The organism is Alkaliphilus metalliredigens QYMF, from assembly GCF_000016985.1.
In the GTDB taxonomy this organism is placed as follows: domain Bacteria; phylum Bacillota; class Clostridia; order Peptostreptococcales; family Natronincolaceae; genus Alkaliphilus_A; species Alkaliphilus_A metalliredigens.
In genome coordinates this window covers 1,457,139-1,481,187 of the sequence record NC_009633.1, presented here as the reverse complement: position 1 = coordinate 1,481,187, position 24,049 = coordinate 1,457,139, and the positions used below count along the sequence as shown (strand labels likewise).

The following is a 24,049-nucleotide window of genomic DNA, read 5'->3' as shown; positions in this document are numbered from 1 at the left end:
AAATCATCAAAAACAAAAAAACTCTAAATCAGCACTCATTCTAGGGTGCAGTTAGCCACTATATTTCAATAACCTTTCCCGTTTTCAATTCATCTAGATTCCTCATCTTTTGACTTAAATAGCTATACGGTTGTTCACCAGTACAATGACATGTATAATACTTATCTATATTATTATTTCCGAGAATATTTGAAAGATCATCTAGAAAATCTTTGGAGGTAGCATTATTAGTTTTCATCCCCATTAAATGGAATCCACCGATTACTGTATTCAAATCACTATCTATAATATCTTTCGTTCTCTCAATTATATTAACAATACCTTTGTGAGCACACCCACAGAATAGACTATACTTGTCATTTTCATTAATCAACAAACTTATTTCATGTTCAAAATCGTCTTTTTCCACCAAACCATTACTACTTTCTTTTAGTAACCTATCATTGCCTTTGGGTATCAATTTATCACCTTTCACATTACCAAATAAAATCAATTCATCGTCTATTTTCATCATTTCATCTACAAATATAAGCCTGTTATTACTAATCAATTTTTTCTTCAAACCTATACTATACTTAATAATTCCAAACAGCTTTATCAAATGTCTATCAAATGCATCCTTTCCAATATAAATTTTCGCTTTACTATTGTACTTTAAAAACACTTCTAGTCCACCACCATGATCATAGTGTCCATGGGATATAACTGCTATGTCTATATCTTCTAAGTTCACCCCTAACTTACAAGCATTATATACAAATGAATCATCTGTTCCAGTATCGAATAGTATCTTATGATTAGATGTTTCTATATACAATGACAATCCATGCTTACATTTGTATTCTTTTGAGATGGTTCTATTTTCTATCAATGTTATTACTTTCATAATTTTCTCCTTTTCATGAAATCAACAATTCCAATCAATTGCACCTAGCGTTGTGCATACTTATCTCATGCTGAAATCCATCATTCTCATCAATAATAAATACCTTCATTCTACCCTTATCATTTTGTCCTTCAATAACTACCGAATTATTGCATACTCTTTCAGTTGACCGATAATAACTTAATTCAAAGAATTAATAACTTTAGGACCCTCAACAATCAACCAATAAAAATGTTCAAAAGTTGTAGATAAACGGTCAAATGTTTTAACATATGCGGGACTCAGTGCATTCTCCCATTCTTCTCGTTTTAATCCTGTATCACAACCCGACAAGTAAACATACTGAAGGCTTGCACTTATACTATCATTCTCAACATTTTCAGGTCCATAGAAAATGTTGTCTTGAAGTATTATATATCCTTCTACTCCATGAGATGAAACAAATATAAAACGTCCATTCTCCAGTGCATAATCAATTGTATTGTTATTCAATGGTACAATGGCAACACTATTGTCTCCCCAACGATTAATAGCGATAATTGAATCACAATAAAACCCAAGAGTAAATACCCACCTTGGTATATACCCCATATCATCATATAGAAAAAATATATCTGCTTCTTCTACCTCTTTTTGAGCTATAGAAGATGAGTGAATTGCTACTATAATTATCAATATAATGAAAAAATAATGAAATGCTGCTAATACTGTTGAAAACCTTGTACGAGTTAAACTTGAAAATAGTGATATTCTTGGAGCACGCCCAATTATTGCACTAACAATTCCTTCTAGCCAAATAATTAGACATATAAGTAATAAGCAACCCAATATGTAGAAAGAAAGCTCCATTGGTATGGTTAATGCAAGATTACGATAAAAATACACTATAAACGTATGTATGCTAAAACAAATAAAAAAGATTACAAAACTACAGAATAGCAGAAAATTTATAGCTAATGCTTGTAAATAATGATAACTCTTCCTAGGTTTTCTATGTTGAATAGCATTAAACAACCAGTAAAATGGTATGAATCCGATATAATAACTAATATTTAATAATTTTTCATACATACCTTCTTACCTCTTTCATCAAAAATAATAAATCTCTTTCTTAACAAAATTATCCAATACTAAAAACTAGTATGTCACAGTCACGCTAGAAGCGCCAGTATCAACGCAACACTTGATACAGGTGGTTGGTTAGACCTTACCTGACAGGGACTCACACCCTGCAAGAGATGCCAAGCTTTGCTTGGCGCACTAACGTTCTAGCAAATCTCTTAAATGCCAGTTTCCGATTTCATCCCATATGGGCAAACATATAAACACATTCCACAAACGCCTATCTGGCCTTTTGCCTTCATTTTTTCAAAATATTTTTCACACTTTCTAGCGTCATATCTTACTTCTCGAGGCTCTTCTTCGTGAAATGGTTTACCAGTAAATGCTTTCATTGGACATACATCTACGCAAGCCGAACAATCGCCACATTGCTCTTCTATAAGTTGTCCTGTTGGCTCAATTGGAGCATCCGTTAAAATTGATACCCACCTTACTCGAGGTCCACTATCAGGCGTAATTAATAAGCAACTCTTACCTATCCACCCCAGTCCCGATAGACTTGCTCCCATCTTATGGGAAAAAGCGGCACAAATTCCTTCGTCATCAATTTGTTTTGATGCTGGCACAGCAAGTACAGTATACCCCTGTTGCTGTATGAAACCACTCACTGTTGATGCAACCATGTCTAATCGTTGATTAATTACATCATAAGCATGGTACCTATAGTTAAGTGCTGCAGATCGTTCAGACCTTCTTGGTAATTGATCAACAATATGATTAATTAACGAAATACCTAAAGAAATAGAATATGGAAAACTCGCAATCTCCGAACCACCTTGACTAAGAATGGCTTGCTTCGCTTTTGATAAATCCGCAACGCCAAAATAAGTAACGCCTTCCTGAAGTGCCAATTCTTTTATCCGCTCGGTTAAACCCATTTTAATCACCCTTTCCACCCCAAATATTACCCGAAAACTTCTAGTCATAATATAAAAATTATTACTATCGCTTGAATAATTGAGTTATATCATAACTATCAAATATAACGTCTCACTTTATTCATATATTTTATATATTCTTCTCCGAATTCCCTAATACACCACCTTTCTTCTGAAAGAATAATCCAGTGTACTGATATTTGAAAACTTATTAATAACGCAAGCAATACCCCTGAACGAGTCAAAAATACACATCCTAAGAAATATATAAAATATGCAACATACATAGGGTTGCGTGACACTTGATATAACCCATTTAAATTTATTCCGTTCATTTTAGGCTTAGCATAATTTACTGTAGATACAGCATATAAAATCAGTCCTATACTATATACTATCAGACCTATGTAAAACCACTCAGAGTCAGTTTTGATCTTAAGTAGTAATAAATATAGTAAGATAATGGTGGTTGTAATTTGATAAACCCAGAATGCTACCTTTTCTCTTCCAACTAACGGAGCAAATAAACTTGCACGTTTAAGTGATTCTTTGTTTATCACATTTAAAAGACCATACCTAATAAGAATAATTGGTATCACTGTCAAAAACGCATTCATTTTATTCCCTCTTTCGCTTCTTTCTTTGTAACTTTTGTTTTTTCATCCGCACTAGGACGGCGCGGCATTTGCACGATATGTCGTAGAACGTCTCCGCACTCAAGACGTTTCTCAGCCTTAGGTAGCTCTTATCTTAGGCTGAGAAATGTGCTTTGCTTCTTCGAAGAGCTAACCCAAAACAGGCAAAGTAAACTTGAGTGCATTATTATAAGAAGTGGCGACATGGTTTCCCTTATAACCCTTCAACAAAGCAGTTAAATATACTTTAGTAATACTATTTTCTAGCAACCATAATAAACAAAGAATAATTAATTTTTAAATCACCAATGATTTTATTATCATTATAGAAAATATTTGTCTTAACATCTTTGAAACCAATCTTTCCTAACATTTTTTTTAATTCATTTTGGTTAAAACCATTATGTCCGTTGAAATTCTCCTCTAGTTTGTGAAAACTTCCATCGTCTTCAGTTAGCTCAACAATACATAAATACCCATTGTTATTCATAAATTTGTATAAACTTTTTAATGTCGTTTCTACATCAACAACGTGATGTAATGCCATTGAAGTATATATAACATCAAATTTATTAGTAAATACTACTTCATCGTTAATCTCCCTCTGCAAAGGTGTCATGTTCTTTATTTTAGCTTCTTGAATTTTTTCATTTAAAATATCTACCATACCCTTTGATGTATCTACAAGCACTACATGCTTAAATTCATCGTATAAATTGAAACTTATAAGACCTGTTCCACAGCCAAATTCCATGGCAATATATTGTTCCTTTATTTCAATCGACTTTATTATTTCATCAGCAATTATTTCGGCTCTCTTTATTCTTTTTTCACTATCCCAGTTAACAGCTTCAATGTCAAAATTCATCAATCTCCCCCCCATATAATGTTAACTTTTTCAACTTGGTATCTTGCGACAACTATACAACATCTTATTTTTCATCAGACAAGACCCTAATAAACAACCCCGATATCGCCTTTCTTATAACGTTTCGCATTGCCGAAGCCTTTGAGCTGGACCCCAAAGGAGTACCTCTTGGCGGAGCTTGCACTCAGTGAGAAGGTGTGGTGCTGACCTCTCCCTTGACACGTGCTTCCAGCACCTTTATGCAAATGTTTATGTTATAGGGAGTAGTGACGTCTTTCAAAAAATTATGAATTAAAATTTATTCATTTATCTGCTCTAAGATTACTCTTCTTTTGTAAAAGCCATACCTTTTATAAAATTCTAACGCATTCTGGTTACCTTCTGCGACTCCGATTATTTTTATTTTTACTTGCTTGCTATTTAACCATTCTAATGCTCTGTTCATTAATTTGTCCCCTAACCCATATTTACGATATTCTTTCTCAACAAAAATAGAGTCAATTTCTCCGATTAAGTCTTTGCTTATTGTGCTGATACAATAAGCAATATGAAGTCCTTTCTCCGTATCTTTAATTAAATCTATTTTAATCTCTAAATCATTATCTTTAATAAACTTATCTTTCCTAACTTCAAATTTAAGGTTTTTAAACTTATCAGAAAAAAAGTCTGAATTAATTTCGTGATGCTTATTCAATTTCTCCCATAGTGGTTGTACTAAATCAATTAATTCTCTGCTTCCACTTATGAATTCAAAATCATTCATCTATAATCCCCCTCTAGATTCGCAATATTCTACTATTGTGTATCACCTTGCCTTTTAAATAGACCCCAAAGGAATACTCTATAGCGGAGCTTCCCTCCCAGTGAGAAGGTGTGGTGCTGAACCTGCCCGAAAAACATGCTTCCAGCACCTTTATGCAAATGCATTGCTATAGGGAGTAGTGACGTCTTTAAATAATAATGTGCTATACCTTTATATCTAATCAAGGATAATGCTCATTTGGTGTAATTATTCAAAACTCAGTCTTCCTGTATCTCGCAATGCAGCAGCAAATGCCATAAAACGAGGTGTACATTTTTCGATTTCTTCCTTTGTTATTCCCTGCCAAAGTATAATCTCGTTCTTCAGCATATCACAGCCGTTTTCCAAAGTCATATATCCAGTTGAAAGTTCAATTTCCACCTGCATCTCTGGCTCTCCCGCATTAAGGTTTGTGCTCTGTTCCTTACCAAATCTTGCAAAAAAACCACTTTCCTTTTTCTCATGCTTTTTCTGTTCTTCTTTACGAGCGAGATAATAAATCGCAGAGGTTTTAGTGCAGGGAATCCGCAAAACAGCGTATCTTAGCCCATAGGTTTCGTCCAATTCTTGCCGTGCGGCATCTAAATAGTCCATGTACTTCTGCAGTACCTCCGGATAAAAATTTGACAGAACATTTACCTTTAGCATTAATCTTTGCCCTGCCGTTGGTTCTATCTCTTTCGCACCATAAGTTTCAATTAGATAAGTCTTGATTTCTTCACCGGTATAATTACACTCTTTTGGCACTGCCTGTCTTTTGCAGGCATCCAATACTATTTGCCATTGTCTGTCGGCATCTACAATAGTACTAATGGAAAGACTTTCTTCTTTGTCTTTTTTGCTCATACGATGTTCTCCTCCTAACAACTGAGGATTAAATAAATAATCCTTACTTCACATAATTCAGCAATCATGCCTGACAGTCTTTTTAATAGACCCCAAACACCATCCCCGATATCACTATTTCCTAGTCACGGTAGACACGCCGGTTACCCGACGCACCGGGCTCTTCAGAAATATTCAGTTCCGTAATCCGGCAAATTTTCCTTGCCTTCTGCCCTATTCCTCGCAGTGAGGTTTGCATTAGTTTATCCAGCCCTACATGTCCGGCTAATGTTTCCTTTGCGAAGTACATATCCCTGTCAACCCCTTCCCCATGTAGTTGGCTCTCCCAACCCCAAAGTGTCGGGTAAGGAGTATTCCTTACGGTCTACCCCTCCCCTAAGAACGGAACGTGCGACTTTCACCGCATTCCGCTCACGTATCTATAACACATAATATTCAATTTGTGCAGCTCGATTGGAGCAAATGGCTTTTTTCCGATTATATCTATTCTTCTTGGCACGTTGTTCAAAGTAGTCCCTATCTAAGAATGGATTTTTATTCAGTGCTATCTGATTGATTCTGACAATAGGCATATCGCTCATTAGAAAGAGTATATTTTCCTTAGTTCTAAAGCACCATTGCCTACCTTTATGTTCTTTCCAGTATTTGTCTTTAATCCAGTGCTTATTTTTATTCGGATGTCTTCTCTTCGCCCATTTCCATAACATTTCCCATATCCTATGGTCCATGAGTGCAAATGCTTTTTTTGAACATACTGAGTGGTGATAGTTAGCCCAGCCTCTTGTAACTTCATTAATCCTATATATTAGTTGCTCCTGTTGAACAGTTCTGCTATTGTGGATTAACTCACTAATGGTTTGGGTCACTTTATTGATGGATTTACTCGATGGTTTTATAATTAATTTTCCGTTAAACTTACGAAAGTTCCAACCTAAGAAGTCGAATCCATCATTAATATGTGTTATAAACGTCTTTTCCACTGAGAGTTCTAGCCCTCTTTGTCCTAGAAATTCTATAATCATATCTTTGATGTCTTCAAGTACTTCTTTACTGTTTGCCGTTACTACAAAGTCGTCCGCAAAGCGCACTACGTGCACTTTTTGACTATTATGCCTTACATTAATGATCCCCTTTTTATTCGCCCAATATTTGGCTAGTATCATCGGTTCCATTCCATCCAGCGTCATATTCGCATATGTTGGTGAAATCACTCCACCCTGTGGCGAACCTTCATTAGTAGGAAATAATTGCCTATCATATACATATCCACACTTCATGAATTCTTTCAGTATTCTTTTATCAGTTGGAATATTTTCCATCATCCATGTATGGCTGATTTTATCAAAGCAACTTTTTATGTCACCTTCTAATATCCACTGCGGGGAACGCTTCCAACTGAGTATTCTAAATCCATACTCTCGTGCTTCCACTGGACTTCTGTACCGACGAAAACCAAAAGATATTCGATCGGCAGTCGTTTCTGCAACTGGTTCTAATGCCACCAGCTGTAGTGCCTGCATTGCCCTGTCTTTCATATTTGGCAGGGTCAGCACGAATTACACAAAAACTCAATCCCCTTTTAGGAAGTCTTACAATTACTCATCCATTTCATCCTTTATGTGGACAAAATTATGACATCCTTGAAGTAAAAAAATTCAACGGTTTGCAAAGATATTCTTTGCGTACGGATTCTGGTGTCATATGTGTCCCTGAGTCTTGGACGGATCGGCAAATACACAAGCTGGATTCTCACATGACTCATTTTGATGCATTCACCCTAAAAGAATTAGCTCAACTTCTTCAAAGCTTAGAAGTATCCGTAAATCTTTTTGACAAATCTAAGCAAGAGGAATAAATCTTACTATGGCTACTAATGCTATTAATGAATTGAAAATACTTCCACCTTAGAGTTCAAAGAGGGTACGTCACAAATACTACACTCGTTGTCCTCAATAAATACTGTGATTTGTAGAAAGGATGCTTATGATGTCTAGTTCAACATTAATAGCTTTAGTAGGGAATGATGTTTGTAGGGCAGACGAACTTGTTACTATTGTTGCAAATTTAGTTCGTTCTTGTCTGGCTGCAATGCATAAGGAGGAACAAGAACATAATGATATCAACATCGAAAGTGAGAGCAGAACACTTGAATCGAATGGCGATTGTTTATATCCGACAATCAACTTTGACCCAAGTTCGTTACAATCAAGAGAGCACCCAACGCCAATATGCACTTCAGGAGAAAGCTTTAAACCTTGGGTGGACCCAGGAACAAATTCAGATCATCGACGAAGACCTTGGAATTTCAGGTTCGGGGCGATCCCTTCGACAGGGATTTCAGCAACTCGTCGCACAAGTCTCTTTGGGTCAAGTTGGAGCCATTTTTGGTCTCGAGATTTCCCGACTAGCACGCTCTTGTGCAGATCTCCTGAGGCTTTTGGAACTCTGTGCGCTATTCAACACAATTGTAGTGGATGAAGACGGCATCTATGATCTTAGCGATTTTAACGACCGTCTCATTCTTGGATTCAAAGGGACAATGAGTGAAGCTGAACTGCATTTTCTTCGTTCCCGCATGCTCGGTGGGAAGAAGAATAAAGCTAAAAAGGGTACACTGCGTTTTCCGCTACCTGTAGGTTATGTCTACGATATTGATGGTCAAACAGCTCTAGATCCTGACGAAGAGGTCCAAATTGCTGTGCGCAATGTCTTCCACGCTTTTCAAGCCAGTGGCAGTGCTTATGGTGTCGTCAAGTTTTTTGCTAAAAACACGCTTCGTTTTCCTAAACGAGCTTATGGAGGCGCATGGGCTGGGAAACTTGTTTGGGGAACTCTTACCCACAGCCGAGTTCTCGGAATTTTGTATAATCCAAGCTATGCTGGAGCTTATGTATATGGGCGCTATCATGATCAGAAGAGTGTAGATCCTCAGGGGTTATTTATCCACCATACCATTCGTCTACCTATGGAACAATGGGAAGTCCTTATCCCTGATCATCATCCGGCCTATATTACATGGGAAAACTACGAAAAAAATCTCAAACAGCTGCAGAATAATCGTACCAATCTTGAGCGAAGTGGTCCAGCTCGAGAAGGTACTGCTCTACTTCAGGGTGTGGTGCTGTGTGGGAAATGTGGCCGGCGCATGACTGTTCGCTATACGGGCAATGGTGGTATTTATCCTGTATATGAATGTAAAGGAAGGTGGGAGCATGGTCTTCGAGCTACATGCACCACAGTTCCAGCTACAATAATCGATCAAGTTGTCACAACCAGGCTTATGCAAATCATTCAACCAGCAGAATTGGACCTTGCCCTTAAAGTCACGGATAAACTGTTAAAAGGAGAAGATGATGCCGATAAAGGATGGTCTTTGTCTTTGGAACGTGCAAAGTATGAAGCTAACCGTGCAGAACGCCAGTACCAGCAGGTAGAGCCTGAAAATCGTTTAGTTGCACGCAGCCTCGAAGCTCGATGGAACGAAAAACTTACAGAGTTAGCGCAAATTCAAGAGCAATATGCACAATACAAATCTCGTCAAAGTTGGCAACCTACTGAAGAAGATAAAGCTCAAATTCTTTCTTTGGCAAAAGAATTGCCTCGTATTTGGTATGCAGCTACTACTACAGCTAAAGATCGAAAGCGTATATTGCGGATGCTCCTTGAAGATATCACTATATTTGCAGAAACAAGACAATCTGATATTCGGCTGGGTCTACGATGGAGAAATCAATCTCATGAAGAAATTAATGCTACAAAACCTCTGCCGAAATCAATGGCTCGCAAACACACGTCAGAAACGGTAGAACAGGTCCGAAAATTATCTGATACAATGACTGACAGTCAAATTGCAGATTACTTCAACGAATCCGGCCACCATACACCAGAAGGAAAATTGTTTACAGTCGATTCCATCAAGTGGATTCGATATTCACACAAGATAAAAAGGCTTTCTATGCAACAGCAAGGGTTATCTGTAAAAGATGTAGCCGAACAATTCAATGTCGCACCTGGTGTCGTCTATTACTGGATTAAACATGGTATTTTAGAGGCAAAAAAATTCGCTCCAGGTTGGCCTTGGAATATTCAATTAGATAAACAAAAAGAAATAGAATTGAGAGAATGGGTTCAAAAGTCGGGACACTTGTCAAAAATGACACAGGGTCTCTGAAGAACTTTTTAAAAACCAAAAACAGTCTTGGGAGGTGTGCAGTATGAATTCACCGTGGGAATTCCTAGCGGTCGATTTTTACCATTTGATTTCTTTATGAATGTTCTTTTAAGAGGGGCTGCTTTATATTTATGGTTTGTTAGTGCTAACGCACCTTTGTATTTGCTTGCTGGTGATGACCATTTTTCTGAATCAACTCCAGCTGTTCTTTTCCCTCTATTGCCTGTGATTCTTTTTACCGCAAGTAGCTTGGCATAATGTGATTCTGATAAAAGATACTGTAGCTTTTTGACTAGATTCATTCTATTCTTTGATACAGCTCTGGCAATCCTTGATTGAAGTTTATTAACTTTTTCTTCTACAATGGCCCAATCTATTTTTTCCCATTGCAGTGCGTAGTCTACAGACGCCCGCTCTTCGCTTTTTAGCTTTTCTGTATTCATAAAGTTTCCATCCTATCTTTGCCTTAAATAACCATGCTAGAAGTCTGCACTCTTTCGAGTTAGAGCAAATTTCGAACCCTTATCAGTCTCATTACAAGACTGCCTTCGCTTTCTCTAGCTTCCCATAACCACTGATATTGTGTGTTCTTTACAGAAAACCTACCAATTTAGGAATCAACGGTCTTACCCAGTTCTACACCTTGGCCAGTTCATACTACCTTAGATTCTACCTTTACCCCGGAGCTTCTGTCCATTTGTCTGTTGATACGAAAAGTCAACAAACCTACGCTCATACCTTTTGGTCATAGGGTTACAGCCTTTTCCCTACTTACGTTTAACGAGGCTTACAGTAATTCATTTAATTTAATCATAGCAATACATTTACCCTAGCAATCACCCACATTAGGCTTGCAGGATTTTCACATTGTCTCTACAGCTTAGAACCCCTTCATTGCTGATGACGCACCTGTAGATAGGGTTACTCCAAATGGATAGAGCAGTCCAAAAGCCTTTCGGCTTAGACAGCCCAAGATGTAACTTATCGCTTTTATTTCAAGCGCTGGTCGCACTTTCACATAACGTTCTCGGGATTTGCGAACTTGGCAGTTGGCGCGATTTTTGACCCCAAAGCTTTTTCCTCTTGCAAAAATCATGACAACCGTCAAGTTAGGACGGAGGCGCTAGCCGGAGCCGCAAATCCTCGTGTTATACGACGACTATACAGGAACCTGACAGTATTATCTTATTATTTAAGTCTATATGATGCTTTTGAATTACTAATTTTTACATCACACGCATTATACCCATGCTTACTTAACAAAAAAAATATATCTTCTTCAGTAACTCTAGAACTAGGTCCGATAATGACCTCTGTTATTATGTCTTTACTAATTAACTTATCAAATGATAAATCAGCATAACCAATTATTTGATCATCTCTAGCAAAATAATTAAGTGGCTTTAAGACAAAGTTATTAAACCTCTTTTCCTTAGTAAAAATATCTATTAAGTCTTTATCAGTACAATCAGGAGTCATGTATGGTGAGTAAATAATTCTTACTTCATCTTCTTCCTTAAAAGATGGATTTTTCATATAGCAACTAATCTCTGCCAAGTGATCACAAACAACTTCACAAAAAGCATCAAATTCTTCAACAAAGTACTTATTAAAGTTGTCACTAATCCTAACTATATCCTGTTCAAACAAATTTTCCATATAAATAATAGCATTTTCTACAGCACATGTTATTTCTTCAACTTGCTCATTTAAGTCATATAAGACATCTTCAAAATAAACTATATCCTTTTTATTTGCTTTAGAAAGCAACCCTGAATTAAATCCTATTGAGACCCCTTTTCCATCATCTCCATATGCTCTCCATTGACTTAATAAATCACCATTTCGGGAAAAACATGTTATAAAACTTGAGCGTTCTACATAATGCTTAAGCACATCAAGAATAAATGAAATATGATTGTGGATTCCTTCATTATACCAGTAGTCCTCTTTTAGATTAATTGTAATTTGATTCTCTTCAAATGCTTTACCCAGAGATTCTTCTAATATATCTAGGATCCACTTTCTTTCCAAATAGTCATTAGTTTTACTTAGATCACATAACCTCAAACTTTTACTAGAAATAATCGCTAGGAATGTATTTAAGCTGCAATAATGATAGTAACATCTGCTCATATTAACCCTCCACTCTTACTAGGTATAGTTGTTGTATAACGTTTCTGCCATTCCCGACACCTTTGAACTGGACCCCAAAGGAATACCCCTTGGCGGTGCTTGCACCCAGTGAGAAGGTGTGGTGCTGACCTTGCTCCGTGATGGTACCTCCAAAGGCTTTCTCCCTGACAGTGCTTCTTGCACCCCTGCGGGAATGGGCATGTTATGAGACGTAAAAAACGGCCTACTAAAAACTTTCTATCTTTGTCTTTCTTGCTTCTTTTAAGTCATTAAAGTTAGTGATACCAGTATCTATAACATTTTCACAATACGTTGTAATAGTATCAACAATGAAACCAAATAGCTTAATTAGTTCTTGTTCTGAACTCACCAAATCATATATGCTCTTACCATTATGAACAATTTCTGTTCTTATATCTTCTGATATATTTCTCAATAATTCACACGTCTTATGATAGTCAGATTTATTCGAAGCGATAAATGCTGCAATGTTTGTCTTAACCTTCTTAAATTGCATATACTCATCACTTGCCAACATCTCCAACGTACTCATAAGATATACAAAGGCTGCATTGTAATTATTGAAATAGTATGCTTCATTTATTCTTGCAATAGCACTTCTACAACTTAGAAAGACTTCATCTGTTCTATCTGTCATAAATAGTGTATCAAACTTCTCATCATTATCTAAATCATATGAATCAAAATCCAAGCCAATCCCTGGAATTGAAAAGGTTTTGTAAACATGCCCTAGCATATCTCTCATAAGATTAGAATTCATATCAATTACGAACCCACGCTGATAGTTACCAATCACTCCAGCTATTCCCGGCAACAACTCTTTGTTACCAAAGTAACATTTCTTCAATCTTATCTTATCAAGGCATCTATCTACTTTCGTACATATACGTTCAAGTAAATAGAAGTCCTTTAATGGAACAGTATTCTCAAACTGCTCTTTTGTTACTGGATAGTCAATTATCGCAGTAACAAAGTCCGTAAACTGAGATTTATATCCTAATGTACAGTTGTTAAGAATATCAAAGACTTTACTAACCAACGATGCTTCTTCTTCATAAAAATCACGGTATATTTCTGTATACTGATATACATGTGCAGGTACAAGGATTGCATCATCCAGTTCTATAATCTCTTCTATTACAAGGTTTTGTATTGGTACTATACATTTCATAATGTCCTCCCATAAACTAGTTTTTTATGTCTCATAACTCTTCCATTCCCGAATTCAAGTTCGTTTTTACATACCAAAATAGATGGGTTTGCGAACCTTGGTTCGTGAATATATGCTTGTAGTTCTATTTCATAAATTTATCTAAGGGACTTTTTATCTTGCTAAAATTTGCTTCAGAAACATGAGTATAGATTTCTGTAGTTTTTGAGCTTGAATGACCTAGTAATTCTTGTATATACCTAAGATCAGTCCCGCCTTCTAATAAATGTGTTGCAAATGAGTGTCTCAAGCTGTGCACTGAGGCATGTTTCTTTACCTTGGCTCTCTTACACGCAACTGAAAATATTTTTTGGACTGAACGTTCTGTCAAAAAACAATTCTCTTTCCCTCCTGGAAATAACCAATCTTTAGGCTTTTCTATCATTGCATATTTTCTTAACGTACTTAGAGCAACTTCTGAAAGTATGGTATATCTGTCTTTTCTACCTTTTCCTTGTCTTACATGTATAAGCATTCTATCGCTATCGATATCTCCTACCTTTAGCCTTACTACTTCACCAATTCGAAGGCCCGCTGAGTAAGTTAAAAGTAATATTGATTTATGTTTAATGTTATTAACAGAATCTAATATTGATAATACCTCTCTTTGACTTAATATATTTGGTAACGTCTTTTCTTTCTTAGGTCTAGGCAAATCATATAACACTTTATCTTTCTTAAGTGAATGTTGGTAATAGAATTTAATCGCACTCAAAGCTTGATTTGCAAAGGCATGTGAGTTTTCCTGAACATTCAATAAATGATACATATATTTTTCAACATCCTGTTTGGTCAATACTTCAGGTTTATTATTAATGAACCCAAGAAATCTTTTAACATGTCCAATATATGATTTTTTAGTTTTAGGACTATATCCTTTTAATGTAAACTGCTTTTCTAATTGTTGTAATGCTAGATTAATATCATGAAAGTTACATTCACTATTTTCTGTTTTGGAAAAGCTTAATGATTCATCCCATCTTATATCTTCATCTATGAAAATATTTGTTAGGTCATCTATACATTTAGCATTATTCGGAACAACCCAGTACTTTTGATCTGCATCCCACCTTCTACCCTCAACTTTCCTAATTTTTTCTACCAGTTGATTATTATACTGAAAAGTAACCTTCAGTTCTTCTTCATTCATTTTATAAATGTTCACCACATCTTATCCCCTCTTTTCCAAGAGATCTATTTCAAACACTAAAACCTACCTTTTATTTCTACATATCCCATGGATTCCCTTTATTTTTTTACAAATACTAACAATAAACTATGTTTAAATAAAATTCGTCTTATGCTGTCGCAACGAATCATAGCGCACTCAATTTTTAACTTCTCTTTGTTATAAATTTCAAGTGATTAAAAAAACAAAAGCCGAGAATATGAATTCTCGACTTTTATTATCCTGGTATCATGTGTTTTATTTGAACCAATATCTCTTACTACCTATATATGTATTTCCTATTCCACTTCCACTCGATAGGGATGATAATGGTTTTCTGGCTCTAAATGGATTGTAATCCTAACACTTGTAATCCTTTGATGAATGTCCTTTTCTATGCTACTTGAAACATCATGGGCATCCGTGAGACTATAATCGTTGGGGAAAATCAAATGAACATCCACTTGCCTCGTTTGCCCTATTCGCCGAGTCCTAAGATAATGATAATCTAAAACAGGTGGACTATGTTCTTCTAATATCTCTTTTATTATACTCATCTCTTCTGAACTAAGGCTTTTATCTAATAACTGTTCAATTGATTCCTTACCTATATCATAACCAGTCTTGATTATAATCAGGGCCACTATAATTGCAACTATGGGGTCAATGATCCGAAGTCCTGTAAATTGAATCACAACTAATCCAACAATTACACCAATAGAAGTAATGACATCTGCCAAAAGATGTAGGGCATTTGCCTTAAGGGCAACGGAATTTTCCTTCTTGGCGTATTTTAACATAATGAACACCGTCATAGAATGTAATGTGATGGAAACAAGCATAACAATAATCCCTGGAAATGTTTCTGTAATCAGATTTCCATTGACGATCCTCAAAGTAGCTTGGGATATAATTGTAACTGATATGATTAGTATTAAAACACTTTGTATGACTGCTGCTAAATCTTCATATTTACCATGACCATAGTTATGACATTTATCCTCAGGTTTTTTAGCAAGCTTCATAGCCACTAAAGTGATGGTAGATGCAATGACATCCATAGAAGAATGCAAGGCATCCGAAATAATACTAATAGAGTTAGTGGCTGTTCCAACAAAAACCTTAAAAACAACCAAGAACATACTTACTACAATTGCCAAATAAGCTGCTTTAAATCTATTCATGACTTTCATCACCTCTTACACTTTTTTCTCACAATATAATCTATGAATGAAACTCATAAAATGTCATTGATTTATAGAAAAATTTTCCCGCGGCTAAAAATTCAGAATAGTTTTCATTTGATTTGATTTGAAATACGACCTCACTTCACCAATCATATACAAAGATCCCGCAAAGAGGAGCACGTCATCCTTCCCCGTTAAAGCCAATCCCTTTTCTATGGCTTTTCGAACCTCTGCTTCTACATGGATTGGTTTCTTAAATACATCCATTTTACCTGCTAGCACATTGGCTGGCATACTTCTTGGACTATTGGGTGTCGTTGCGATGACTATATCCACTAGGGGAATCAACTCATTTAGGAAGCCATCTACTTCTTTATCCTCTAGCATCCCCATTACAAAGGTAATCCTTCGACCTGATAATAGTTGTTTTAGGGTATTCGCCAGAGCCTGCCCTCCTTGAAGATTATGGGCTCCGTCTATTATGACGGTTGGTTCATCCTGTACAACCTCCATCCGACCTGGCCATCTTGTTTCAAGAATCCCTTGATAGATAGACTCATCGCTGACTTCAATATCATGATGTTCCTTTAGTATATCGATTGCAGTCAGGGCTGTACAACAGTTTTCAATTTGATGAGCTCCCAGTAGTTTAATCTCCACATTTTCATATGCTCTCGCATAGGTTTCACAGGAGAATACCTGCTCTTCAATGGTACTTTTCTTGATTTCTAAGCCCTGTAGATTGGTCATAAATAGCTGATTATTTCTCTCTTGGCTGAGCTTTTTCAACACTTGTAATGCTTCTTCCTCCTGTGGTGCCACAAGGGTTAAACCATCCTCTTTAATCACACCACCCTTCTCAAAGGCAATTTCTTTCAGTGTATTTCCTAGATACGCCGTATGATCGTAACCGATGGGTGTAATGATGGATAATAATGGTGTGTTAATGACATTTGTGGCATCTAGCCGCCCTCCTAGTCCCACTTCAAGTACAACAAAATCGACCTCTTCTTGGGCGTAGTACAAAAATGCAATGGCAGTCACCACTTCAAACTCCGTGGGATGGTTTTGTCCCGACTTAACCATTTCTTCAATTTTCATTTTTACTTCTTCTGTTACTTGAGCTAGACGTTCTCTAGGGATGTCTTCCCCACTAATTCTAATTCTTTCGGTAAATTCTTCTAAATAAGGTGACGTATATAGTCCCACTCGATACCCCTGGGTCTTCAATACGCTATGTATCAATGAGGCAATTGAACCTTTTCCGTTGGTTCCTGCTACATGAATCACCTTTACCTTCTGATGAGGATTGTCCAGTAGATTAAGTAGGTATTTGATATTATCTAAGCCCAGCTTTCTTCCAAATTTGTATGTGTCGTGGATATAAGTTAAAGCCTGTTCATAATTCATCAGTTCCACTCCTCTTTAAATTATCATCAAATAAATGCTATCGTTAATATTTTATCATATCTTTCAATTTAAGAAAACTCTTCTTTTGCTGTCGCAACGACTCATGGCGTACTCAATTTTTAACTTCTCTTTGTTAAAAATTTCAAGTACTTAAGTAAATAGCTAGAGGAAGGAATCCTCTAGCTATTTACTTACTTTTTATAGAATTATTATGCTTTATTTTTTAAGGACACTAATCTTTCATCCACTGCATCGAGCATTTGCTGATATTTCACTTGTTTTTCTTTTTCTGTCTCAATTAGATGTGCTGGTGCCTTAGCCACAAATCCTTGATTGGCAAGTTTGCCTGTCACTCGGGTTATTTCATCCTCTAACTTCTCTTTTTCTTTTTCTAGTCTTTGGATTTCCTTCTCAAAATCAATCAAATCATCCAATGGGATAAATAGCTTCGCCCCATCCACCACTGCAGAGACTGCATCATCTGGCACTTCCTGCTCGCTTGATACAAATTCAATTGTGGAGACACTGGCCAAGGCCCCAAAGTATAATTCAGACTCTTGGATGGTTGTCTTAACGAATTCTTCATTGGTTAAGACCATCAGTTTCGCCTTTCGAGAAGGAACCACATTCATTTCCGCCCTTACATTTCGAATGTTTTTAATGGCATTCATTAATAACTCCATCTTCCCAATGGCTATATCATCTATTTGTTCTTCTTCATATGTTGGCCAAGCTGCTATAATCACACTTCCATCTACTGTAGGTAAATGCTGCCAAATCTCTTCAGTAATAAATGGCATGAATGGATGTAATAATTTTAGTATATCCGCTAAAACAGAGGTCAATGTATATTGGGCCGCCTTTCGTTTATCTTCATTTTCTCCATATAACCTTGTCTTGGTCAGTTCAATATACCAGTCACAGTACTCACTCCAAATAAAATCATAGATCTTTTGGGCAGCCATTCCTAGCTCAAATTTATCCATGTTTTCTGTGACTTCCTTGGTCACTTGATTAACTCTTGATATGATCCAGCGATCCGCAGTATTTAAGTGTTCCTTCACTTCTTCTTCTGTAATTTCCTTTTCATCAAGATTCATCAAGACAAATCGCGTGGCATTCCAGAGCTTGTTGGCAAAGTTTCTGCTGGACTCTAGTTTCTCCATATGAAATCGCATGTCATTTCCCGGGGAATTCCCAGTCACCAATGTGAATCGTAGGGCATCCGCTCCATATTGGTCGATAATATTCAATGGATCAATTCCATTTCCCAGGGATTTGCTCATTTTTCTACCATCTGCATCCCTTACTAACCCATGAATAAATACGTGCTTAAATGGAATCTCATCCATAAACTCCAGTCCAGAGAAGGCCATTCGCACAACCCAGAAGAAAATAATATCATAACCGGTTACCAGAACATCTGTAGGATAGAAGTAATCTAGCTCCGCAGTCTTTTCAGGCCATCCTAGGGTGGAAAAAGGCCACAGGGCTGAACTGAACCAAGTATCTAATACATCTTCATCCTGCTTCAATTGATTTCCCTGACATTTTCCACATACTGTTGGTGTGGTTTTAGAAACAATAACCTCACCACAGTCTTGACAATAATATGCTGGAATTCGATGCCCCCACCATAATTGTCTAGAAATACACCAGTCTCGAATATTCTCCAGCCACTGGGTATATGTTTTAGAAAATCTTTCCGGAACAAATTGAATTTCTTTTTCCTTCACTGCTTCAATGGCAGGCTTTGCCAATGGCTCCATTTTAACAAACCATTGATCCGAGGTTAATGGTTCTACTATAGTGTTACAACGATAGCATTGTCCCACACTGTGTTGATGGTCTTTTACATGAGCAAGTTGTCCCAGTGCATCTAAATCCTTGACAATTTGCTTTCTTGCATCGTATCGCGCCATACCTTCATATTTTCCACCACGCTTGTTGATGGTTGCATCGTCATTCATCACAACAATTTGTTCTAAATTATGTCTTGCTCCAATTTCAAAGTCATTTGGGTCATGGGCTGGTGTGATTTTCACTGCCCCTGTACCAAATTCTGGATCTACGTATTCATCGGCGAAAATTGGTATCTCACGATCTAACAATGGTAAAATCGCGAACTTTCCAATCAAATGATTGTATCGCTCATCCTCTGGATGCACGGCAATACCCGTGTCTCCTAGCATTGTTTCAGGTCTTGTTGTGGCAATTTCGATGTATTCATCAGTATCCTTAATGGGATATTGAATGTGCCAGAAATGCCCGGCCTTATCCTCATGTTCTACCTCTGCATCGGATAATGAGGTTTTACACTCTGGACACCAGTTAATAATTCGATTTCCTCGATAAATCAATCCCTTTTCATAGAGCTTAATAAAGACCTCGGTTACTGCCTCATTACATCCTTCATCCATGGTAAAGCGTTCCCGAGACCAGTCACAGGAGTCTCCCATTCTTTTCATTTGATTGACGATTGTTCTACCGTGTTCGTCCCTCCATTCCCAGGCACGCTGTAAAAACCCATCTCTTCCTATGTCTAGTTTAGAAAGACCTTCTTCTCTTTTTATTTTTTCAACCACCTTGACTTCCGTGGCAATACTTGCATGATCTGTTCCTGGCTGCCATAGGGTTTCAAAGCCTTGCATGCGCTTCCAACGAATTAAAATATCTTGCAATGTATGGTCAAGTGCATGTCCCATATGAAGCTGACCTGTAATATTTGGTGGTGGTAACACAATAGAGTAAGACTCTTTATCTGGGTTTATCACGGGCTTAAAGTACCCTTTATTTTCCCATTCCTTATAAATACGATCTTCAAACTCTTGTGGTTGATAGTTTTTGTCCAGATTTTTAATCATTTAAATTCCTCCTCTAAAATATAAAGATAACAATGGCTCCTGCAATGGTTAACACTAACCCACTCCCTTTGATGACTAAAATCCCCTTTACGGTATCAATTGATAGCTTCTTACTTATAAAGTTTGTTCCATACACGCAGATGGCTCCTAATAACATTAGAAATATCCCGAATTCGAACATCCATCTCTCCTCCTCTAGTTTCTCACTACAGATTCATCAATTTATTTTATATGGTAAAACGCCTAATGTGTTCTGTCTTTTGGCCCTTAAGTAATAGATACTTTATTGTTTTCAATAAAAAAATGTAATAAAAAAACTCCTCCCTTAATATTAAGGACGAAGTCAATCGCGATACCACCTCACTTCCCATTTCCTACTCAATGCCCAAGGCACTTCATCTAGAAATAGACGCTCAATATGATAACGGTTCCCCGGCTATACCTACTACGATTTCAGTATAACAGCTCGGAAGCTACCTTCAAGTATAAGGGTCCTAAAAAACCTTGCAGCCATGGGTTTTTCTCTCTAAAGGGATCATACTTTACTCCTCTTCTTCATTGCTTTTTTATATGAAATTTTATGTTTATTATAACCAATTCATAAAATTTGTCAAGTGCTTTTGTCTTTATCTTGTCAATTTAGATTTATCTTTTCTTTATTTGCTTTCATTTGCTTTAATGCCTCCATTAAATAGCGAACAAAAGCATAGGCAGTAATGATAATAACCATCATCATTAATTCTCTTCCATATGAAAATCCGAATACGATGGCTAAGATGGCAACATAAAAAAGAATTGTGGCTAACTTTCCATAGGAATTTGAGGGTACCACAATCTTATCCTTTTGGATATACAAAAAAGCAGCGCCACCAATCATCAATAACTCTTTAATTCCAATAATAGTAATTGCCCACATAGGGATAATCCCTCTGATTGTAAAGCATAGGAGCACTGTAAGTTGCATGGCTTTATCGGCTAAGGGATCCATGGCTTGGCCCCATTTTGTAATTGCATTATATTTTCTAGCAATGTAGCCATCTAGTACATCCGTGAATCCAGCAAAAATAAATATATAAGCGGAATGCAATACATTATTGGGTGAATCCGAAAAAAAGGTGACAATAAATAAAGGGACAAGTCCAAATCGTAAGGTCGTTAGTATATTAGGAAAATTCATGTGACACCTCTTTCCAAACTCGTTGAAATATCTACTACAGTATAATATATAATATCATACTCAAGGGGAATTTCAAATCGCTTGGCAAAAATTTAAGATTTACTTAACAAGTCGAATAGAATACCGTCTTTCTAAGTAATTAACCAACTCTTTAATCATGGTTTCATAGCTTTTGTTCAATACATCCCATTGTCTTTTATAGTTTGCATAAATGAGTCTTTTTGTATAGTTTGCCATTGGCACATCTTTATATATACAGAGTCTCGATACCCTGCCGATTCCAACATCCAAGCTATAGGGATCAATTCCAAAGTCAACTTCATCCTTATGAACTAGGGCATACCAATGAAAACTATCGATTTCTCCCTTGATATAACCGTATCTATTCTTCCCTTCCCAAACCTTAATTTTACACACCATGCTAACCCCTCCATCTGACGCTTTAGCATCTTTACCATTTGAGTTTACCTAGAGCTTGCCTGCTTTCAGTTCTCCATATATTGATTCTATGCCACTTTCTCCTTTTCTATTCATCCTTTACTGTCACACATTGGAAACAAAAGAATATAATAAATCATCAAGTGAATTAAAATTGAAATTTGGAGGGGATTAGCGTGTCTACAAGAAAGATTTTCTCTGTTATCATTGTTTTGCTTATGGTCTCTGCTATTGTACTAACAGGATGCCAAGGCAGCTCTGACTTAACTAAGATCCAAGTAATGGAGGTAACACATTCTGTTTTTTATGCACCGCAGTACGTTGCCTTATCAGAAGGTTTCTTTGAGGAAGAAGGCCTGGATGTTGAACTCATTGACGGACAAGGTGCCGATAAAGTTATGGCAGCGCTGTTGAGCAATCAGGTTGAAATTGGCTTCATGGGTCCTGAGGCTTCTGTCTATGTCTACAATCAAGGAATGGATGATCACGCAGTTAACTTTGCCCAATTAACACAACGGGATGGTTCCTTTATCGTGGCTAGAGAACCCAATCCTAATTTTACTCTTGAGGACCTTAGAGGCAAAGAGATTCTAGGGGGACGTAGAGGTGGTATGCCCAATATGACTTTAGAATATGTTTTAAAGAATAATGGATTGATACCTGGTGAAGACCTTAATGTTCGTACAGACATCCAGTTTGGCGTCATGGCAGGGGCCTTTGCAGGGGGAGAAGGAGATTATACAACATTATTTGAGCCTACAGCTTCTCAAATGGAAAAAGACGGGCTAGGCTATGTGGTCGCTTCTGTTGGAGAAGAAAGTGGTTATATTCCATACACGGTTTATAGCGCAAGAAAGAGTTATATGGAAAAGAATCCTGAGATTATTCAAAGTTTTTCAAATGCCATCTATAAAGGGATGCTCTGGGTTGAAAGTCATAGTGCTGAAGAAATTGCAAAGTCAATCCAACCTCACTTCCCAGATGCAGACTTGGAGATTTTGACCACTGTATCGGAGCGTTATCGGTCCATTGGTGCCTGGGCTCCAGATCTTGTGTTAACGCCTGAAGGACTAGACACACTACAAGATATCATGATGGAAGCAGGAGAGTTAGACAAAAAGGCTCCCTATGATACCATTGTGAATACTGACTTTGCTAGAAATGCAATGGAGAAGTAGTAAATAACCTCAACATAAAACCTCCTGAAGTAAAACATTGGCCTAAATTTCAGGGCTAGTTCTCCTCTAGGAGGTTTATTTTTTTCTAAATTATTTATGTTTCTTTCATAAGCCACTAATGTGATCTATGTAGAATATTTTTCCTTTAGCCTAAAAGGGATCGTTCTTATAGCTGAAATGATAATAATTACTGTAAACGCTCCTACATCCACTCCTGTAGGATATTTAAATATAAGTGAAATAATCGAATAGATTATAAAAACAATAGTGGCCATACAAAATACGATTAGATGTTTGTATGCAAAAGTTCTTCTCTCCTCCTTTGTCGCCTCCTGAGCCTCTTTATGAGTTATGTAGTTTATATAGTAGACCCTCTCTGTTTTATAAATCATCAAGAATAAACTAATAATAAACAGATTCATGAAGTAAAGCCAAAAAAGTGTTGTTGCCTTTGAACTAAGATTTAAGTCTATTCTTGTTAGTAGTGCACTAAATATACCAGCAAAGATAAATAATGAGATAAACCAAACGACTAATAACTTATAGGATTTTCCCAAATGTTTCTTATCATTATTCATGCTCAATTCATCAGTCTCCTTCTTAACTAATATTTTTCTTTACTGTCCAAGACATTTTCATAATTATAAATAAAATATCTACAACTCATTTTACAAGCTCTGAAATATTTCTTAGTCCTGTTTATTATTTAATAACTTCTCCATTTTCTTTTCTAATTCTTCAATTCTAGATTCCTGACTCATGAAAATTGAAATAAACACCGCTAATATGAATGCGATAAAAACAACTATAGCCCAAATATTATCTAGAAAACTAGCGAAGAGAAATATGGCAATCAAGCAAATAAAAATACAAACAAAAAAAGTAGAAATAAAGTTTTTCAATTTCACACCTCCTACATTAAACATAAATAATCCTTCTAAGATTATGCTTCGCATTATTCATGTCATAAGACACTTAATGTATTCTATATTAGCCTATGTAATCCCTTTTATTTCCTAAAATTCACTCAAAACTAAATGATAAAGAAAAAG

At 36.6% G+C, this 24,049-nt stretch carries 24 protein-coding genes and 1 other annotated feature; of the genes, 3 read left to right on the top strand and 21 right to left on the bottom strand.

All coding sequences use genetic code 11. From position 1 onward, the window contains the following. Positions 1-58 precede the first annotated feature (58 nt). The 8 genes from AMET_RS06990 to AMET_RS06955 all read right to left on the bottom strand — a co-directional run bounded on the left by AMET_RS06990 (position 59) and on the right by AMET_RS06955 (position 7,572). On the bottom strand, positions 59-886 hold the full coding sequence (locus tag AMET_RS06990) for an MBL fold metallo-hydrolase (protein WP_012062659.1): 828 nt from the start codon (positions 884-886) through the stop codon (positions 59-61). Positions 887-1,066: 180 nt separating this feature from the next. Next, positions 1,067-1,957, bottom strand: a complete 891-nt coding sequence (locus AMET_RS06985) for a hypothetical protein (RefSeq protein ID WP_012062658.1) — start codon at positions 1,955-1,957, stop codon at positions 1,067-1,069. 209 nt (positions 1,958-2,166) lie between these two features. Further along, complete coding sequence (locus AMET_RS06980) at positions 2,167-2,886, bottom strand: 4Fe-4S double cluster binding domain-containing protein (RefSeq protein WP_041720462.1); 720 nt, start codon at positions 2,884-2,886, stop codon at positions 2,167-2,169. Between the two features lie 98 nt (positions 2,887-2,984). Next, positions 2,985-3,503, bottom strand: coding sequence for a methyltransferase family protein (locus tag AMET_RS06975; RefSeq protein WP_012062656.1), 519 nt, complete (start codon positions 3,501-3,503; stop codon positions 2,985-2,987). Between the two features lie 274 nt (positions 3,504-3,777). Further along, positions 3,778-4,389, bottom strand: a complete 612-nt coding sequence (locus AMET_RS06970; RefSeq protein WP_012062655.1) for a class I SAM-dependent methyltransferase — start codon at positions 4,387-4,389, stop codon at positions 3,778-3,780. Between the two features lie 298 nt (positions 4,390-4,687). Then, positions 4,688-5,152 carry a GNAT family N-acetyltransferase gene (locus tag AMET_RS06965; protein ID WP_012062654.1) on the bottom strand — a complete coding sequence of 155 codons (465 nt, stop codon included), beginning with the start codon at positions 5,150-5,152 and terminating at the stop codon, positions 4,688-4,690. A gap of 246 nt (positions 5,153-5,398) precedes the next feature. Beyond that, entirely contained in the window at positions 5,399-6,037 is a 639-nt protein-coding gene (locus AMET_RS06960) for a hypothetical protein (protein ID WP_012062653.1), read from the bottom strand. Between the two features lie 419 nt (positions 6,038-6,456). After that, positions 6,457-7,572: a reverse transcriptase domain-containing protein gene (locus AMET_RS06955; RefSeq protein ID WP_012062652.1), complete on the bottom strand. Its 1,116-nt coding sequence runs from the start codon at positions 7,570-7,572 to the stop codon at positions 6,457-6,459. A 2-nt stretch (positions 7,573-7,574) separates the two neighbouring features. Here AMET_RS06955 and AMET_RS25635 point away from each other — a divergent pair, with 2 nt between their 5' ends. Both AMET_RS25635 and AMET_RS06950 read left to right on the top strand, forming a co-directional pair. Continuing rightward, positions 7,575-7,892, top strand: a complete 318-nt coding sequence (locus AMET_RS25635; protein ID WP_157047178.1) for a DUF5372 family protein — start codon at positions 7,575-7,577, stop codon at positions 7,890-7,892. A gap of 258 nt (positions 7,893-8,150) precedes the next feature. Next, a complete protein-coding gene (locus tag AMET_RS06950; protein WP_012062651.1) occupies positions 8,151-10,208 on the top strand; it encodes a recombinase family protein in 2,058 nt (685 codons plus the stop codon). Between the two features lie 8 nt (positions 10,209-10,216). Here the strand turns inward: AMET_RS06950 and AMET_RS06945 are convergent, their stop codons facing one another. From AMET_RS06945 to AMET_RS06905, 11 genes are all read right to left on the bottom strand, one after another. Next, the gene (locus AMET_RS06945) at positions 10,217-10,651 is read right to left on the bottom strand and encodes a reverse transcriptase N-terminal domain-containing protein (RefSeq protein ID WP_012062650.1); all 435 of its coding nucleotides are present in this window, start codon (positions 10,649-10,651) and stop codon (positions 10,217-10,219) included. Positions 10,652-11,396: 745 nt separating this feature from the next. Continuing rightward, on the bottom strand, positions 11,397-12,242 hold the full coding sequence (locus AMET_RS06940; protein WP_207636416.1) for a DUF2971 domain-containing protein: 846 nt from the start codon (positions 12,240-12,242) through the stop codon (positions 11,397-11,399). 120 nt (positions 12,243-12,362) lie between these two features. After that, positions 12,363-12,497, bottom strand: coding sequence for a hypothetical protein (locus tag AMET_RS26855; protein ID WP_278184241.1), 135 nt, complete (start codon positions 12,495-12,497; stop codon positions 12,363-12,365). 73 nt (positions 12,498-12,570) lie between these two features. Further along, positions 12,571-13,536, bottom strand: coding sequence for a hypothetical protein (locus tag AMET_RS06935; RefSeq protein WP_012062647.1), 966 nt, complete (start codon positions 13,534-13,536; stop codon positions 12,571-12,573). A 124-nt stretch (positions 13,537-13,660) separates the two neighbouring features. Then, positions 13,661-14,725, bottom strand: a complete 1,065-nt coding sequence (locus tag AMET_RS06930; protein ID WP_012062646.1) for a tyrosine-type recombinase/integrase — start codon at positions 14,723-14,725, stop codon at positions 13,661-13,663. Positions 14,726-15,042: 317 nt separating this feature from the next. Continuing rightward, entirely contained in the window at positions 15,043-15,927 is an 885-nt protein-coding gene (locus tag AMET_RS06925; RefSeq protein WP_012062645.1) for a cation diffusion facilitator family transporter, read from the bottom strand. Between the two features lie 93 nt (positions 15,928-16,020). Further along, complete coding sequence (locus tag AMET_RS06920; RefSeq protein ID WP_012062644.1) at positions 16,021-17,340, bottom strand: bifunctional folylpolyglutamate synthase/dihydrofolate synthase; 1,320 nt, start codon at positions 17,338-17,340, stop codon at positions 16,021-16,023. A 209-nt stretch (positions 17,341-17,549) separates the two neighbouring features. Then, the gene (locus AMET_RS06915; RefSeq protein WP_012062643.1) at positions 17,550-20,204 is read right to left on the bottom strand and encodes a valine--tRNA ligase; all 2,655 of its coding nucleotides are present in this window, start codon (positions 20,202-20,204) and stop codon (positions 17,550-17,552) included. Positions 20,205-20,217: 13 nt separating this feature from the next. Continuing rightward, positions 20,218-20,385 (bottom strand): hypothetical protein, encoded by a 168-nt coding sequence (locus tag AMET_RS25630; RefSeq protein ID WP_012062642.1) that lies wholly within the window; start codon positions 20,383-20,385, stop codon positions 20,218-20,220. Positions 20,386-20,534: 149 nt separating this feature from the next. Further along, positions 20,535-20,772 (bottom strand) — a binding site (T-box leader). Positions 20,773-20,838: 66 nt separating this feature from the next. Then, positions 20,839-21,381 carry a CDP-diacylglycerol--glycerol-3-phosphate 3-phosphatidyltransferase gene (gene pgsA, locus AMET_RS06910; RefSeq protein ID WP_012062641.1) on the bottom strand — a complete coding sequence of 181 codons (543 nt, stop codon included), beginning with the start codon at positions 21,379-21,381 and terminating at the stop codon, positions 20,839-20,841. 99 nt (positions 21,382-21,480) lie between these two features. Then, complete coding sequence (locus AMET_RS06905) at positions 21,481-21,801, bottom strand: hypothetical protein (protein WP_012062640.1); 321 nt, start codon at positions 21,799-21,801, stop codon at positions 21,481-21,483. 194 nt (positions 21,802-21,995) lie between these two features. On the opposite strand from AMET_RS06905, the gene AMET_RS06900 reads away from it, so the two are divergent. Continuing rightward, a complete protein-coding gene (locus AMET_RS06900) occupies positions 21,996-22,997 on the top strand; it encodes an ABC transporter substrate-binding protein (RefSeq protein WP_012062639.1) in 1,002 nt (333 codons plus the stop codon). Positions 22,998-23,122: 125 nt separating this feature from the next. Here the strand turns inward: AMET_RS06900 and AMET_RS06895 are convergent, their stop codons facing one another. Together AMET_RS06895 and AMET_RS06890 are read right to left on the bottom strand one after the other, a co-directional pair. Further along, on the bottom strand, positions 23,123-23,581 hold the full coding sequence (locus tag AMET_RS06895; RefSeq protein ID WP_041720460.1) for a hypothetical protein: 459 nt from the start codon (positions 23,579-23,581) through the stop codon (positions 23,123-23,125). Positions 23,582-23,686: 105 nt separating this feature from the next. Continuing rightward, positions 23,687-23,923 carry a hypothetical protein gene (locus tag AMET_RS06890; protein WP_207636415.1) on the bottom strand — a complete coding sequence of 79 codons (237 nt, stop codon included), beginning with the start codon at positions 23,921-23,923 and terminating at the stop codon, positions 23,687-23,689. Positions 23,924-24,049 lie beyond the last annotated feature (126 nt).